The sequence below is a fragment of the Cytobacillus horneckiae genome, assembly GCF_002835735.1.
Taxonomy (GTDB): domain Bacteria; phylum Bacillota; class Bacilli; order Bacillales; family Cytobacillaceae; genus Cytobacillus; species Cytobacillus horneckiae.
Genome location: NZ_PISD01000033.1, coordinates 47,006 through 63,302, shown reverse-complemented (window position 1 = coordinate 63,302; position 16,297 = coordinate 47,006). Strand labels below are relative to the sequence as shown.

Below are 16,297 nucleotides of genomic sequence, written 5' to 3'. Positions count from 1 at the left end.
CAGGATGAAAAGAATGAAGTGGCTAACGTTTTTATTGATTGGATTGGCTATCTTGCTTGCCGGCTGTGGAGGAAATGCTGCCAGCGGGGAAGGAGGTCAAGTTGTCATTTATTCCAATGGAGATGAAGAAGCAATTAAAGCGATGGAGCAATCTTTAAATGGTGCTGGTTATGAGGGGAAATATATTATTCAATCTTTAGGCACATCCGAATTAGGCGGTAAGCTGATGGCAGAGGGGAGCAAAATTGAGGCAGATTTAGTCACAATGAGTTCTTATTTTTTAGAAAGTGCACAGCAACAGCATTCAATGTTTAGAGATTTAGGCTTTCAGACTCATTCATTGGAGGAATATCCAGCTTTCTATTCTCCTGTTTTAGCCAATACCGGTGCATTATTTTTTAATACTGCAATGATTGAGCAAAAAGGGCTGGAAGTTCCAAAATCTATTAAAGATTTGGCGGATCCGTCTTATAAAGGGCTTGTCTCTATTCCAAACATTATGGATTCATCAACTGGATGGACACTTATTCAAGCAATTATTAGCGAGTATGGTGAAGATGAAGGAAAAAAAATCATGGCTGGTGTGATTGAAAATGCTGGCCCGCATTTGGAAAGCTCAGGTTCCGGATCAATCAAAAAAGTTCAAGCGGGTGAAGTGGCGGTTGGATTTGGACTTCGCCATCAAGCGGTGGAAGTAAAGAAATCAGGAGCACCAATTGATTTTATTGATCCTGTCGAAGGCAATTTTTCTATTACGGAATCTGTGGCCGTGATTGATAAGAAGAATGAAAAAACAGACTTAGCACTAGAAATGGCTGAAGTACTTATAACAGATGCTAGAAAAGACCTGATCACTTATTATCCTGTGCCCCTCTATGAAGGAGAGACAGTGGATGAAGACAATAAAGCGTCAAATAATAAAACATTTAGTGAGCCATTAACTGTTGAGCTGCTAGAAAAACATCAATCATTCTTTAATTCTGCGAAATAAAAGGAGAGATTAAATTGAAACAATATAAACTATTAACCCCTGGTCCACTTACAACAACGAAGACAGTAAAGGAGGAAATGCTGTTTGATCGCTGCACATGGGATAGTGATTATAAAGAGATTACACAAAAAATCAGAAGACAATTATTAGACTTTGCCCATGCATCAGCTGAAGAATATACAGTCGTTCTTATGCAGGGAAGCGGTACATTTGCGGTTGAATCAGTCATGACAACAGCTATTTCAAATGAAGATAAAGCCCTGATTATCACGAATGGTGCATACGGCGAGCGAATTGTAAAAATAGCTGATTATATTGGGCTTAACTTTGTTCAATATGCCGTTGAATACAATGAATATCCTAATGAAGCATCCATTCGCAAGTTGTTGGCCGAAGATGAAAGCATTACACATATTGTGATGGTGCATTGTGAAACGACAACAGGTATCCTTAACCCGATTGATATGATTTCATCTGTGGCACAGGATTATGGAAAAACGCTAATTATAGATGCGATGAGCAGTTTTGGCGGAGTGGAAATGAATGTACCTGCACTTGGAATAGATTACTTGATTAGCAGCGCGAACAAATGCATTCAAGGCGTGCCAGGTTTTGGCTTTGTCATCGCAAAAAAGGAAAAACTAGCAGCTTGTGAAGGAAATGCAAGAAGTCTATCCCTTGATTTATTTGATCAATGGAAGGAAATGAATAAAGATGGAAAATGGAGATATACATCACCAACGCATGTCGTAGCAGCCTTTTCAAAGGCAATCGATGAATTGATTGCAGAAGGCGGCATCGCATCCCGCCAAAATCGATATACAAATAATAATAAACTGCTGAGAGAGCGCCTGGCGCAAGCTGGATTTGCCACTTATATTACAGAGGAAAAGCAATCGCCAATTATAACGTCTTTCATATATCCAACAGAACAATTTAGTTTTGACAGTTTTTATCATTTTGTTAAAGAGAAAGGTTTTGTCATTTATCCTGGGAAATTAACAGATGCAGATACGTTCAGAATTGGGAACATCGGCGAAATTGATGAAGAGGATATCAGCGATTTATGCAATATTATCGAAGACTATATGGGAGTGAGAGCATAATGAATAAAATAGAAGCGGTTATATTTGATTGGGCTGGTACAACTGTAGATTTTGGCTGTTTTGCACCTGTAAATGTGTTCGTAGATATTTTTAAAAATGCCGGAATCGAAGTAACGATGGCAGAGGCACGCGAGCCAATGGGGATGCTGAAGATTGACCATATTCGTGCCATGCTGTCAATGCCAAGAATATCAACGCTATGGGAAGAAAAAAACGGAAGAAAGTTTACTGAACAAGATGTAGTGGAATTATATGCTGAATTTGAGCATGCGCTGCTGTCCTCATTATCACAATATACAGACCCTATTCCTGAAGTGATTGAGACTGTTGAGCTTTTGCGAAAAGAAGGATTGAAGATAGGATCGACGACAGGATATACGAATTCTATGATGGAGGTCGTCGTGCCGAATGCTTTCAAAAAAGGCTATGGACCTGATTTTTATATAACTGCGGATGAAACCAATTCACTTGGCCGTCCCTTCCCTTATATGATTTTTAGAAATATGGAGAAATTTAAGCTGTCATCCGTCCGCAATGTAATAAAAGTGGGGGATACGATATCAGATATTAAAGAGGGCGTTCATGCTGGCGTATGGTCAGTTGGCGTCATTGTCGGAAGTTCTGAAATGGGATTATCAGAAAAAGAATACGACATGCTCTCCCTTGATGAAAAAACGGCAGTAATAAATAAAACAAAGCAAGCCTTTATTGAAAATGGAGCAGATTTTACAATCGAAACGATGGGGGAACTGCCGAAAATCATAACTGAAATAAACCGTCAATTATCAAAAAAAGAGCCAATGCTGCATGGGAAGTGATGTGAACCTGCAGCGCGAGGGTGATGTGAATACTAGTGATAGCCGCATGAACTGGTTAAAGCAACTGAATGAAGCTAGCCTTAGGAAGATTGATGAAGATGAGCGAATATTTTTGAAACAATCAATGTCAACTCCGTGCTTGAATAGCATCGTTGACGCGGAAGGCTGTTATTTAACAGATGTAAATGGGAAGCAGTATCTCGATTTTCATGGAAACAGTGCCCATCAGGTAGGCTATAAAAATCCATATGTGGTCGAGGCTATTGCAAAGCAGCTAAACGAATTGCCGTTTATTCCGCGAAGATATACATCTGATATTGTTGTAAAGGCTGCTGAAAAGCTAGTGAATAGGACGATCTCGAAAGACTATAAAGTGTTATTCACTCCATCTGGGAGTGCAGCTGTTGGGCTGGCGATGAAAATTGCTAGGAAAGCAACTGGTCGGCATAAGGTGATTTCGATGTGGGAATCTTTCCATGGCGCTGGTCTCGATACAATCTCTGCTGGAGGGGAATATGTTTTTAAGAAAGATATGGGACCGATGCTGCCAGGCATGGTAAAGGTCATGCCCTATAACGGTTACCGTCATTTTTTTGGAAATGCGCATTCTCTAGAAATAGCTGAACGCAGTCTCGACTATTTGGAATATACGATTCAGCATGAAGGGGAGATAGGAGCGATTCTGCTTGAGCCGATTCGTGCAACAGATACCCATATTCCACCAGTAGAATATTTTATAAGATTAAGAGAAATATGCGATACTTACGGAATCCTGCTCATTTTTGATGAGATTCCAACTGCTTTATTAAGAAGTGGCAGTTTTTACGTGCATCAAAGATATGGTATTGAACCCGATATTTTAGTTCTTGGTAAAGGGCTAGGAGGCGGAATGATTCCCCAGGCAGCCGTGTTAGCTAAATCAAAATATGATGTCGCTGGGGAAGTGTCTCTCGGTCATTATACACATGAAAAACCCGCGCTGGGAAGTGCAGCCATATGTGCCACAATAGATTATATAGACGACTTTGCATTGGAGAAAAATTGTTCCGTTCAATCTCAATTTATTTCGGTACAACTTCAGCATTTGTACGAAAAATATGATTGTATCGGTGATATTCGAATTGCCGGGCTGTTAATCTCAATAGAGCTTGTAACTAACCGCAAAACGAAGCATAAACACCATCAATTAGCTGAAAAGCTTTTATATTATTGTTTGGAAAATGGCCTTTCATTTAAAGTATCAGGTGGAAATTGCATTACATGGCATCCGCCATTGACTGTAAATGAAGAACAAATAAAATTTGCTTTGAATTGTTTAGATGAAGGACTTGCCATCTCTACTTAGTGATAGGGGATCTTAGATTCCCTATCTAAAAAAATTTGATTGCTACAATTCGTATGTGGTGGCTGCAATCATCGCAGTAAAGACCATTTTATTTTTTACTCTTTATAAGATTTTGACCTCTCATAGACTCTATATGTTTTTTGCAATAAAAGCATTTTAACTCATAGTACATAATCTATTGTTCCCCCATTTCAATGACACAATCACACTGGAGAAGGAAAAGAGTGTCCGTCCACGAAGATAACATCTCCATAACCTCCAAAAAAAGAATACTATATGAAAATAATATTAGAAATATGATCTTTGTTAAACTCTCTAAAGGATATAAGTCAAGTATCACTGTTTGCAAATTCGTAAACGGCATATTTATTATGTTCATAAACTAATAGTCTAAAGACAGAACGAATGAATAATTTTCTAAACTAGAAACTTTTCCTGATTATAATCGTCTTTAAGTTTAAGAAAGTATTTACATGGGAGCTATTAACCTACTTATTGAAAAATTGGAAGTTCTCAATTAGGAAGTTTTTAATTGGATAGATGCACAAAGGATTGTTAGGGGGCTCTATTTTTCAAACATATGAGCTGGATGAACGGTGGAAGGAAGTTTTGGACAAGTCTAATCCATTATCTATTGAGAGATTGCGAAGGCAAGCAAACTTTGCTTATTGGGATCAATCAGATTCGGGTCAATAAATAATGATTTATTAGCAAAAAATATCAGTGAATTAGAAAGAGAAGAGTGGCTATCTTATTGCTTTGAATTGGCTGAGCTTGCCGTCCATCCTCTTCATCAAAATGATGATTGGGAAAAAATAATACGGCTGCTCGGAAACTTTATTCAGGCTTAACATGGCAAGTGATTACCTGGTTCGGACGAGCCTTATGTACTTTTGGGCAAATTATTAAAATAACGGAGTGAGACAAATGAATGACCTATTGCATATTGCCATTGTTATGGATGGTAACGGAAGATGGGGAAGAAAACGAGGATTAACGAGGAGTCAGGGCCACTATGCCGGATCTCAAGCGATGGAGAGGCTGATTTATGCTGCGGGAGAAATGGGAATTAAGGTGTTGACCCTGTACGCTTTTTCAACAGAAAATTGGAAGCGTCCAAAAGATGAAGTTAATTATTTGATGGATTTGCCTGCTCACTTTTTAACGAAAAAACTGCCTGTTTTTATGGATAAAAATATAAAGGTATGTGTATCAGGGGATATTAATGGCCTGCCTTCGCATACGAGAAATGCTGTTACATCGGCAATTAGCACCACAAAGGATAACGACGGCTTAATTGTCAATTTTGCAATGAATTATGGCGGAAGGGCTGAAATTTTATCTGCGGTAAAGTCACTAATGAGAGAAGTGAATCGCAAGGATTTTAAAATTGACCAAGTCAATGATGACATGATAGAGAATTACTTATATACCCATGGATTGCCAGACCCGGATATTATTATTCGTACCGGTGGAGAACAGAGATTGAGCAACTTTTTAATTTGGCAATCTGCAGGTGCAGAACTATGGTTTACAGATAGATACTTTCCTGATTTCAATAGAGAACTTCTGCAGCAAGCGATTGAAGAGGTAAAGGAAAGAAAATATCGCTATCGGCAGGAAAAAATAGACTTTTAATCTAATCTATTCATTTAGTGTTTAAAACATCAATGAGTAGGGATAAAAGATTGATATAAGATAAAAGGAGAGGATTAAAATGAACTGGACTCTTCCATTTGGATTAACTGTCGGTGCCTTTTGGACTCTCTACCTCACGACGCAATTATTGTCCCTGTCATTAATTGGAGGTGCTGGCGCTTTTGCAGCTGGAATTCTTTGCTCAATTCATATAATGAAAAAAGGAGAATGAAGCATGAGTGATAAGAATAATTGGAAAGAAGTCGAACAATATTTTACTCATATGCTTCATGCAGAGGAGAATGATTTATCCTCCGCATTGAGGAAAAATGGTGAATCTGATCTGCCACCTATAGATGTTTCACCGACACACGGAAAGCTATTATTTTTACTCGCGAAAATAAAGGGTGCAAAAAAAATCCTAGAAATTGGTACGCTTGGTGGATACAGTACCGTTTGGATGGCAAAGGCTTTGCCTGAGAGGGGAAGGCTTTTTTCCCTTGAGCATAATCCGAAGCATATAAAAGTCGCACGTGAAAACCTAAAAAAAACCTGTCTGGACGAGAAAGTTGAAATCATTGAAGGGTTAGCCATAGATACATTATCTATGCTTCAGCAAACCGAGGAGAATGGTTTCGACTTTATTTTTATTGATGCGGATAAACCAAATAATCCACATTATTTAAGAATGGCAATAGAACTTGCAAAAGACGGTGCAGTCATTATTGGAGATAATGTCGTAAGAGATGGGCAAATCCTTGATGAAAATACTACTGACCCAAATATTTTAGGAATGAGGAGCTTTATAGAAATCATGGCTGCTGATTCAAGAATTGATTCAACAGCGATTCAAACTGTTGGCGAGAAAGGCTATGATGGATTTACGATCGGAGTGGTGAATAAATGAGAGAATCGAGACATTTATTCAATGATGGTTTCGCTTGATGGATATATAGAAGCTGATTCTGGAGACATTGGCTGGTCGATTCCTGATGCGGAGCTTAGGCAACATTTTAATGCGGGAAAAAATATGATTCTCGGAGGTGCAGAGATCGCAGCTGCATTTATGGATCTTAATCTGATTGACGAATATCGAATTTATGTTCATCCTTGGGAGAGGAAAGGAAATGTTTCAAAGCGATAAGCTCCATCAATTAGATTTAATTGAAGTAAAACAATTTCAATCGGGTGTTGTGCTTTTGAGATACCGTAATAAATAATTTAATAAAACTAAATATTTTTACAATTTTTATATTATAATAGAGCTATGGGGGTGAGTGTCATTCGGGCTGTATTATTTGATTTTGACGGAACGTTGGCGAATACATTACCGCTATGTATCCACGCATTTCAAGTTGTGTTTAAAACCTTCGATTATAAAGACCTTTCTTCACAAAAAGTGAAAGCCATGTTTGGCCCTTCAGAAACTGGAATCATCAGAAATCATTTAAATTATGAAGATAAAGACCAGGCGATTGAGCTATATTACTCTGTCTATGAAAAAGAACATCATCGATTCGTTGAAGTAAGTCGTGAAATTAATGACTTAATATTGTTTTTGAAAGAACATGATGTAAAGCTGGGGATCGTAACGGGAAAAGCAAGGCGAAGTTTGGATATTTCCTTAAACGCTTTACGTATGGACGGATATTTTGACACGATGATTACAGGTGATGATGTTGCAAAACCAAAACCGGACCCTGAAGGATTACTTATTGCTCTTGAGCAATTAAATGAGAGAACAGAAGAGTCAATCTTTTTAGGTGATAGTGATGCGGACATTATAGCAGGGCAAAAGGCAAATATTTATACAGCGGGTGTTCATTGGCTTCCTGATGGGCAAACAGAGGAGTTTACCGTTATTCCAGACTCAGCATTTGTAACTGTCAACGAGTTTTTAGATTTTCTTAAGCTTGGTGTTTTAAATCAATAATCTGCTGAATGTAACAGGCTTGGAAAGTCACAAGGAGAGTGTTTGCTATCGGTCACGGACGTGTGGCCGCGTTAGAATGCCAATGTATTATGTTAAGGTTCAATTTGTCTAAGCTGATTGTGTCCGCTTAATCAATGCGAAGTACAGGTTGAATAATTAGAATATTTAATCGAAAGAAGGGATCTTTTGATGGACGAAAGATATCCAATCGGCAAGTTTGATTTTAATGGGAAATTAACACCCAATGTGATTAGAGGCTGGATGATGGAAATTGAAAGCCTGCCTTATATGCTTAGAAGGGCAGTAGGGGATTTAACAGATGAGCAGCTGGATACGCCATATAGAGAAGGCGGCTGGACTGTCAGGCAAGTTGTCCACCATTTAGCAGATAGTCATATGAATGCTTATATACGGATGAAGCTTGCTTTAACAGAAGATCAGCCTGTCATAAAGGATTATAAGGAAGCGGAATGGGCGAAGCTGCCAAATTACCGCCTGCCTGTTGAGGCATCATTGACATTACTTGAAACTTTGCATTTACATTGGATTGTTGTTTTAAAAGACTTGAATCATGAGGAATTAAATAAAATGTTTTATCATCCGGAATCAGGGCTGTTAACTGTGGGAGAATGCATTGGTACATATGCATGGCACGGCCGCCACCATTTGGCGCAAATCACAAGTTTGAAGGGCCGGAAGAAATGGTAACTCAAATATATGACTATAAGGTTCCCCTGTAGGAGGCCGGAAAAGCCCTCAGGGGAATAGTTTCATGTACACATACGCCGTTCAATGCATTGAAAATGCTGGGGGTCATTTTGAGGGGGAGAATAATGAGAGATAAGAAACATGGGGAATTTACAATTTCAACAAATAAGGATTATTTAGATCGTCATATCATTTTTGATTTTTTACATACTGACGCTTATTGGTCTGAAAATATACCAAAAGAAATTGTAATGAAGTCAATTGATCAAACGCCATTAGTTTTTGGCGTTTATAAAGGGGATGTGCATACCTTATATGAACAAGTTGGATTTGCCCGTGTAATCACAGATTCCGCAACGTTTGCTTATCTATGCGATGTCTTTATTTTACCTGCTTATCGCGGACTCGGTTTATCGAAATGGCTCGTAGAAACAATTGTCTGGCATCCCGATTTACAAGATATTCGCAAATTTATGCTTGCTACGAAGGATGCTCATACATTGTATGAACGATTTGGCTTTGAAGCTGTAGATCAACCGGAGTTAATTTTACAGAAAGTAAGAAAAATACCTTACTAGAATGGAAGTAACAATGACAATTCAAAAAATAAAGCTACTTAATCATTTTACAATTCATCACCTAATTGAGGAGAGCAGTGAAGAAGGCTACCATTTTCTCCTCCGATTGCTGAATGAATATATAAGCGGGGTAAACCGTTTTGATAAAGAAGGGGAGGGGCTTTACGGCGTATATAAGGAGGATAGGCTGATAGCAATCGGCGGCATAAACATCGATCCGTATGCCTTTCAGCCTAGTATTGGAAGACTGAGGAGGTTTTATGTATCAAAGAATGCCAGGCGAACAGGAGTAGGCACGCAATTATTAAATAGAATAATTAAGGATGCCGGCGGCGGTTTTAAGGTGATTGTATTGCATACCGATACTGCTGGCGCAGCTGATTTTTATACTTCCTTTGGTTTTATAAAAAGTGATAGATATCCACAATCGACGCATTGCTATGTGATAGAATAATATTTGTTAAAATGATCGATTGACAACTGGTTTTTATTTAATGCCTGTAAAAGGGATGAGGATTTTTCCAGTATGATACTAATATGCACCATAGTGTAGTCATAACCTCATAGTAAGAGACACTCATAATAAATTAAATATTCCAAATTGATTGAATTACCATTTTTAAGGATATAGAATGTGAGTAAGCATAAAAAAGAGGTGACACATATGGAATTAATTAGACATACGAGCAGAAGGAGAGAGACTTACCAAATTAAGATGGAATTTTCCCTACTTTGGGAATGTGCACTAGGAATTGCTGCCATTACAAATACACCGTTGCACCACACAATGGAGAAATCTGAAGATAAATGGCAGGAAATAAAAGATTCATTGCCGCAAGAACTATTGGAAGAATTGGAATTTGTCCATGAGCACAATACATGGAAGGCATTGCTGCAACTTCTTCATCAAAAGAACTTCACTGAAATTGAGGAATTTACTACTTATATTAATAATTTGTCTATGCAGACGCTAAAATTTATCTGTCTGCCATTTTTAGGCACTTGTTATCAGCAATTAAGATGCGATGCATCTAGTATGGAGAAGGAAGCTATCTATGAAATGCAGGAATTGACAAAGGATAATTCTTTTTTTTCACAGTATATCGAATTTATTAGTTTAGGTGACATTGGCCTTTTAAAAAATCATTTGATTTCGGTAATGACAGGATGGTATGACGCAGTTATTAAGGAGCAGGAGGAAGAGTTATATCGAATGTTACATACGGATTTTCAAATGAAACAGCAAATGGAGGAAAAAATGCCAGCCGAAGAATTGGTAGAATGGGTAACAGGTGGTATTGTCTATCAACCTGAACCTAGTGTGAATTCAGTTCTTCTTATCCCACAATATACTTATCGCCCATGGAATATAGAAGCAGACATAGAGGAAACAAAGGTTTTTTATTATCCAATTTCAAATGAGAGTATTGATCCATCTGACCAATATACACCTAATCATTCTCTTGTACTGCGATACAAGGCGCTTGGGGATGAAACACGCATGAAGATGATTAAATTGCTTTTCGAAAGAGATTATAGCCTTCAGGAGATAACCAATCGGTTAGACTTGGGCAAGACAACAGCCCATCATCATTTAAAAATCCTTCGCTCGGCCAAATTAGTAGATATGAAAAATTCACATTATTCCTTGAAATTACAGTCATTAAAATGGCTAAATGATGAAATGAAAAGCTATTTACATAGGTAATAAGGAGGGAAATCCATCATTAACGGCGAATTCTTCTATTAATGAAAATTAGGAGGAGAATGAATGAACCCCGTCATAAAAGAGGACCTCATATCATGGATGAAAACACTTCTTTTGGCGCTTCTTATAGCATTTATATGCCGCCAATTTATTTTTTCTCCGATGACAGTTAAGGGAGAGTCAATGTCGCCGACATTTGAGGAAAATAATTGGATATTCGTAAGTAAAACGAGCACCATTGATCGTTTTGACATGGTTGTCTTCCATGCGCCTGAGGAGAACGAAAAATATGTAAAAAGAGTAATCGGTGTACCTGGCGATGAAATTGAGATGAAGGATGATATTCTTTATGTAAACGGACAAGCTTTTGAAGAGCCATATGTCAAAAGGGAATATCGATTAATGGTCAATACAATAACTGCGGATTTTACGTTAAATGAATTAACTGGCAAGCAAACCGTTCCTGAAGGCTATTATTTTGTATTAGGGGACAATCGTCAAAAAAGCTATGACAGCAGGGAATTCGGATTCATTGAGGAAGAATCCTTAATTGGAGAAGTGAAGTTTAAAATTTATCCGTTAAATGAATAATTTGTGGCACTGTTTATTATTGAAAGCGAGAAAAGCTGAGATGATTAATAAATTTAATACGAAGCGTTGATAGGGATGATTATCTCTCAACCTACAAGACTGTTATACTATACCAAAAAAGCATGGAGAATGAATATGATTCTTGTTAATGTGGATGATGAACTAGTGCTGAGAGCCATTGAGCTTCAAGATTCTGAAAAGATATTTGCAATCATTGATACTTCACGGGAATATTTAAGAGAATGGCTGCCATGGGTGGATGGAACAAAGAACTTAAAGAACTCTGAGCTATTTATTGAAGGATGCTTAAAAAGAATAATGGAAAATAAAGGGCTAACTGCTGTTATTTTGTATCGGAATGAAATCGTGGGAATCGCAGGCTTTAATGAAATCAATTGGTCAAACAAAACAGCGTATATTGGATATTGGCTGGACGGTGCTTTTCAGGGTATGGGAATTATGTCAAGAGTCGCAAAAGCATTGACCAACTACGGCTTAAATCAGCTTGGCTTGAACAAGATAGAGATTCGTGCTGCTGTACAAAATTATAAAAGCAGAAGTATACCTGAGAGATTGAGTTTTAAGCAAGAGGGGATTATTAGACAAGCTGAATGGCTCTATGACCATTATGCTGATTTAGTTGTTTACGGAATGCTAGCTGAAGAATGGAATAAATAAGAAACGGCTTCTCACAATTGAAGTCGTTTTTTTTTATGGAATAGTAGGTAAAAGGTATCTGTTTCACGAATAAATATGTTAGAAAAATAAAAATGGAGGTCATGGCAGTGGAAGTAGTTGCAGCAAAGCGGAAGCCATTAGCAAAATGGAAGAAAGTATCCTTATGGATATTAGCGGTAGTAGTTGCTATTTTCATCATCGTTTTAATTAGCGCCAATTTCTATTTAAATCGTTCACTACCGGAAATTGAAGGGGAAATCTCTCTTTCTGGATTGAGTGAGCCAGTAACAGTTGTTAGGGATGATATGGGCGTTCCCCATATTACTGCAGCCAATAATCATGATCTTTTTTTAGCACAGGGATATATTCAGGCCCAAGATCGCCTATTTCAAATGGATTTAAGCAGACGGCAGGCATCAGGGCAGTTAAGTGAAGTGATTGGAGAATCTGCTGTAAAGACGGATAAGTATTTTCGGACATTGGGACTTAGACGAGCGGCAGAAGCGTCAGCAGACCGCTATACTGATTTAGGTATGGATGCTCTGAAAGCGTTTGCTGAAGGGGTAAACCTTTATATTGCAGAGCTTCGCGAAAACGGGAAATGGCCGATTGAATTTACGATTCTTGGTTATGAACCAGAGGATTGGACACCTGCCGATTCATTAACCATTGGAAAGTATATGGCTTTTGATCTCGGGGGGCATTGGCAAAGTCAAGCATTCCGGCAATATCTTTTAGAAGAATTTCCAAAAGAAAAGGCATATGATCTTTTCCCGGAATATCCAGAAAATGCTCCTTACATCATCGGAAAAGAAAAACTTGATATAAGCAAATCTTTCGCCAGTGCTGTGATTCCCCATGAATTTAATGGCAGCAACAACTGGGTTGTGAGTGGAGAAAAGACGGAAAGCGGGAAAGCGATCCTAGCAGACGATCCGCATCTAGGGCTTGCTACACCTTCCATTTGGTACCAAACACATCTTGAAACAAATGAAATGAATGTGAGTGGTGTCATTTTTGCAGGCATCCCTGGTATCATTCTCGGGCATAACGAAAACGTTGCCTGGGGCGTGACAAATACTGGACCAGATGTACAAGATTTATATATTGAAAAAAGAAATCCAGAGAATCCAACACAATTTTTATATAATGATAAATGGGAAGAGGCAGAAGTGATTTCTGAGCCAATTAAAGTGAAGGACGGAAAAACATTGGATTATGAAGTGACAGTTACCCGTCATGGCCCTGTCATTTCAGAATTTGCGGCCGATGCAGGGAGCGACACAGTGCTTTCCTTGCAATGGACAGCACTACAGCCATCCGCAGAGCTCGAAGCTATATTAAATATGAATAAAGCGGAAAACTGGGAACAATTCGAAGAGGCATTACAGCAATTTGAAACTCCGGCACAAAACTTTGTTGTAGCTGATGGGGAAGGCAATATCGCTTTTAAAGCGAATGGGAAGATTCCAATTAGAAAGAAAGGAGACGGCATGCTTCCTGTACCAGGATGGACGGATGAATACGGATGGAAAGACTATATTCCTTATGATGAACTTCCAAAAACAGTGAACCCGAATGAAGGCTTTATATCCACTGCCAATAATAAAGTCATTAGTGATGACTATCCGTATCATATTAGCCATAACTGGGCTCAGCCTTATCGGCAGATGCGCATTCAGGAAGTGCTCCGTGCAAATGACAAGCTGACTGCAGCCGATATGATGGACTTGCAGATGGATGAAAAAAATCTGCAGGCAGAAGAATTTGTTCCGCAGTTTGTAGAAGTATTGAGCAATGTATCGGATGATAGAGTAGATGAGGTATTAACGGTTCTAGGAGATTGGGACTTTTATGATAAGAAAGCAGCAGCAGCACCTTATATATTCAACGTATGGATGACAAAGATTGGCAATGTGCTTCTTGCTGATAGTATACCAGAGAAGACGCTTGAACTGTTTAGCGGCAAAAGGGCAGCCATTGATCAATTGCTGCGCCGGGCGTTTGACGGGAATCCTGGCCCTTGGATTGAAGAGGCGGGTGGATTAGAAGAGGTCCTGTTAACTTCCTTAGAACAGACACTTGCTCAAATTGAAGAATCCGAAGTTAAGAATATGGATAAGTGGGAATGGGGTAGCTTCCATCAAGTGCGCTTCAATCATCCATTATCAAGTGTTTCGCCAATGAATTATTTGTTTAATTCCAAAGGAGGCATTCCAGTTGGAGGAAGTGCGGTTACTGTTAAAGCCTCCGCATTTGATGAAAAAGGCACCGTCAATCATGGCGGCTCTTGGAGATTTGTCATAGATATGGCGAATCCGAATGAAGCTTATCATTTAGTTGGTCCAGGTCAATCTGGTCATGTGAAAAGTAACTGGTACGATAATCAGTTTGAAGACTGGGCGGATGGCACCTATCATACAACTACATTGAAACAGCCATCCGGTGAAGAGCTAATTTTATTACCAGAAGGGAAAAAGTAAAGGGGAGGCTACTAATGTATTCTCTTCAGAGTGCCGATCAAAAAGGAATTTGAAACTTTAAATGAACGAGCACGATATTGATTTTCTTAATTATGTTCAAAATGAATTTCTAGATACTCTCTTGATATTATGTTTAAAGAGTTGATTTCTAAAAAAAGTCCCCTTTCTTGGGGGCACAGCCGAAACATTTTTCATCATTACTAAAAAAACTCATTAATCATAATACAAAATCCAAGCATAGGAGAAGGATATTTGATTTCCCAGCTTGGATTTTTTATTATATGCTTTATTTCTACTCTATAGATTTCCAATACCTTTGAACCAAAAAGATTGTTCCACCAAATATGAATAGTCCACATAATTTAAAAATGAACCTAGTTTGAAATGCTGCGCCATCGTTTTCAATTGCTAATAAAGCAGCTCCTATAACAATTCCTACCAAGCCTAGAAATAAAATTAAGAAAGTTTTCATTTTCGCTACACTCTCCTTTGATTTTCCTTTCTCCTATATAGAAAAAGTCAGCCACTCCGGCTGTCTTTTTCATTTCTATCAATCAAAAAGAAGGATTGCCATGAAAGGGAAAACAATCAGTGAATGAACAAGAAATCGCATGCAATGGGGGTTCAACCCATCCATTCGAATAACCAATAACAATAATGACAAAGGCTTTCATTTAAATAGATAAGAGCATTCCTTCATATGAGATGCTCTTTTGTGTATTTGTGTGCCATAAAAAAGGGAAAGTAACCTCCCACCCAAACTATTAAGTTACTCATACTAGTATAGCATAATCGCTAAATAATGAGAGTGGCGTAAAACCAACTGGGAGTGACGTAAAAAAATCAACGATAAAAATCAACTACTGCTTCCGCCATCTTTTTCACTTTTTCTATTAATGAGGATGGCTGAACAATTTTCATTTTGTTGCCGAATCCTAAAATGTATTCGCAAGCCTCTTTTTCACTGTCAAATTGTAGGTCCACTGGAATCCATTTGTTTTCCTTGGCTTTGTCAATATGAATTACTTGAACAAACCGTCCAGTAAACGTTAGTCTATCAATGATTTCAGGAGATACTTCAACTGATACGAGAAAGGTAGGAAGATTGCTGACGAATGATTGCTTTGATTGCTCCCAAAAGTCTGCAAGTTTAAATTTATCTGGTCTTACAAAAAAATCCTCTGTTACGTGCAAAGATAAAATTCTGGAAGCGCGAAAGCTTTTGATTGTGTTTGCTTCGGATGCAATCAGGTACCATGTTCTCCCTTTGGCTACTAGCCCCAAAGGGTTCACTTTTCTCGATTTTATAGTATGGTCACTTCGTTTATAAGTCATGTCAAGTATTCGTTCTTCCCAGATAGCTTTTTGCAATTGTGGAAAACCATCGATTTTTTCCACTGAATTTCTCCAAGTGCCTGTATCGATATAGATTCGGTTCCAAACATCTATTGCATCATTTTTTAGACTGCCAGGAATGGAGGCTTTTCCCCTTTCTGCAAAAACAGGAATACCGGCAGAACTTAGCGCTTCCATATCACGATGAACCGTTCGTTCGGATACTTCCAGTTGCTTCGCCAGTTCTCTTGTCGTTATTTTTTCATTATTTTGCAGTAATAATAATATTGTAATAAGGCGATCAGCACGCATTATTTTTCTCCTTAAAATATGACATTAGATGTCAACATTATCGTTTAAACTAAAGATACAGGATAAAGAGAGG

Annotated in this window: 19 protein-coding genes; 17 read left to right on the top strand and 2 right to left on the bottom strand. The window is 38.2% G+C overall.

Annotation, left to right across the window (positions count from 1 at the left end; genetic code table 11):
- The first annotated feature begins 13 nt into the window (after positions 1 to 13).
- The 17 genes from CWS20_RS28725 (at position 14) to CWS20_RS15640 (ending at position 14,577) form a co-directional block, all read left to right on the top strand.
- Positions 14 to 991: an ABC transporter substrate-binding protein gene (locus tag CWS20_RS28725; protein ID WP_066201387.1), complete on the top strand. Its 978-nt coding sequence runs from the start codon at positions 14 to 16 to the stop codon at positions 989 to 991.
- Between the two features lie 14 nt (positions 992 to 1,005).
- Entirely contained in the window at positions 1,006 to 2,097 is a 1,092-nt protein-coding gene (phnW, locus tag CWS20_RS15710) for a 2-aminoethylphosphonate--pyruvate transaminase (RefSeq protein ID WP_066194822.1), read from the top strand.
- Positions 2,097 to 2,915, top strand: coding sequence for a phosphonoacetaldehyde hydrolase (phnX, locus tag CWS20_RS15705; RefSeq protein WP_066194823.1), 819 nt, complete (start codon positions 2,097 to 2,099; stop codon positions 2,913 to 2,915). The genes phnW and phnX overlap by 1 nt, the downstream gene beginning before the upstream one ends.
- Positions 2,905 to 4,260, top strand: a complete 1,356-nt coding sequence (pbfA, locus tag CWS20_RS15700; protein WP_066194824.1) for a (R)-1-hydroxy-2-aminoethylphosphonate ammonia-lyase — start codon at positions 2,905 to 2,907, stop codon at positions 4,258 to 4,260. Before phnX ends, pbfA begins: the two co-directional genes overlap by 11 nt.
- Positions 4,261 to 4,928: 668 nt before the next feature.
- Positions 4,929 to 5,111, top strand: a complete 183-nt coding sequence (locus tag CWS20_RS15695) for a hypothetical protein (RefSeq protein ID WP_066194825.1) — start codon at positions 4,929 to 4,931, stop codon at positions 5,109 to 5,111.
- Positions 5,112 to 5,187: 76 nt separating this feature from the next.
- Positions 5,188 to 5,898 carry an undecaprenyl pyrophosphate synthase gene (gene uppS / locus CWS20_RS15690; RefSeq protein WP_066194826.1) on the top strand — a complete coding sequence of 237 codons (711 nt, stop codon included), beginning with the start codon at positions 5,188 to 5,190 and terminating at the stop codon, positions 5,896 to 5,898.
- A 79-nt stretch (positions 5,899 to 5,977) separates the two neighbouring features.
- A complete protein-coding gene (locus CWS20_RS28055) occupies positions 5,978 to 6,130 on the top strand; it encodes a hypothetical protein (RefSeq protein WP_158237010.1) in 153 nt (50 codons plus the stop codon).
- 3 nt (positions 6,131 to 6,133) lie between these two features.
- Positions 6,134 to 6,805, top strand: coding sequence for an O-methyltransferase (locus CWS20_RS15685; protein WP_066194827.1), 672 nt, complete (start codon positions 6,134 to 6,136; stop codon positions 6,803 to 6,805).
- Positions 6,806 to 6,826: 21 nt separating this feature from the next.
- Positions 6,827 to 7,042 (top strand): dihydrofolate reductase family protein, encoded by a 216-nt coding sequence (locus CWS20_RS15680; RefSeq protein WP_066194828.1) that lies wholly within the window; start codon positions 6,827 to 6,829, stop codon positions 7,040 to 7,042.
- A 138-nt stretch (positions 7,043 to 7,180) separates the two neighbouring features.
- Complete coding sequence (locus tag CWS20_RS15675; RefSeq protein WP_241504206.1) at positions 7,181 to 7,831, top strand: HAD family hydrolase; 651 nt, start codon at positions 7,181 to 7,183, stop codon at positions 7,829 to 7,831.
- Between the two features lie 189 nt (positions 7,832 to 8,020).
- Entirely contained in the window at positions 8,021 to 8,539 is a 519-nt protein-coding gene (locus CWS20_RS15670; protein WP_066194830.1) for a YfiT family bacillithiol transferase, read from the top strand.
- Positions 8,540 to 8,664: 125 nt separating this feature from the next.
- On the top strand, positions 8,665 to 9,117 hold the full coding sequence (locus CWS20_RS15665) for a GNAT family N-acetyltransferase (protein WP_066194831.1): 453 nt from the start codon (positions 8,665 to 8,667) through the stop codon (positions 9,115 to 9,117).
- A gap of 13 nt (positions 9,118 to 9,130) precedes the next feature.
- Positions 9,131 to 9,571 carry a GNAT family N-acetyltransferase gene (locus CWS20_RS15660; RefSeq protein WP_241504204.1) on the top strand — a complete coding sequence of 147 codons (441 nt, stop codon included), beginning with the start codon at positions 9,131 to 9,133 and terminating at the stop codon, positions 9,569 to 9,571.
- A gap of 210 nt (positions 9,572 to 9,781) precedes the next feature.
- Positions 9,782 to 10,825 carry an ArsR/SmtB family transcription factor gene (locus CWS20_RS15655; RefSeq protein ID WP_066194833.1) on the top strand — a complete coding sequence of 348 codons (1,044 nt, stop codon included), beginning with the start codon at positions 9,782 to 9,784 and terminating at the stop codon, positions 10,823 to 10,825.
- A 63-nt stretch (positions 10,826 to 10,888) separates the two neighbouring features.
- Complete coding sequence (lepB, locus tag CWS20_RS15650; protein ID WP_066194834.1) at positions 10,889 to 11,416, top strand: signal peptidase I; 528 nt, start codon at positions 10,889 to 10,891, stop codon at positions 11,414 to 11,416.
- Between the two features lie 135 nt (positions 11,417 to 11,551).
- Positions 11,552 to 12,094 (top strand): GNAT family N-acetyltransferase, encoded by a 543-nt coding sequence (locus CWS20_RS15645; protein WP_066194835.1) that lies wholly within the window; start codon positions 11,552 to 11,554, stop codon positions 12,092 to 12,094.
- Between the two features lie 107 nt (positions 12,095 to 12,201).
- A complete protein-coding gene (locus CWS20_RS15640) occupies positions 12,202 to 14,577 on the top strand; it encodes a penicillin acylase family protein (RefSeq protein WP_066194836.1) in 2,376 nt (791 codons plus the stop codon).
- Between the two features lie 292 nt (positions 14,578 to 14,869).
- Here the strand turns inward: CWS20_RS15640 and CWS20_RS15635 are convergent, their stop codons facing one another.
- Both CWS20_RS15635 and CWS20_RS15630 read right to left on the bottom strand, forming a co-directional pair.
- Positions 14,870 to 15,049 carry a hypothetical protein gene (locus CWS20_RS15635; protein WP_066194837.1) on the bottom strand — a complete coding sequence of 60 codons (180 nt, stop codon included), beginning with the start codon at positions 15,047 to 15,049 and terminating at the stop codon, positions 14,870 to 14,872.
- A 371-nt stretch (positions 15,050 to 15,420) separates the two neighbouring features.
- The gene (locus tag CWS20_RS15630) at positions 15,421 to 16,224 is read right to left on the bottom strand and encodes a helix-turn-helix transcriptional regulator (RefSeq protein ID WP_066194838.1); all 804 of its coding nucleotides are present in this window, start codon (positions 16,222 to 16,224) and stop codon (positions 15,421 to 15,423) included.
- Positions 16,225 to 16,297 lie beyond the last annotated feature (73 nt).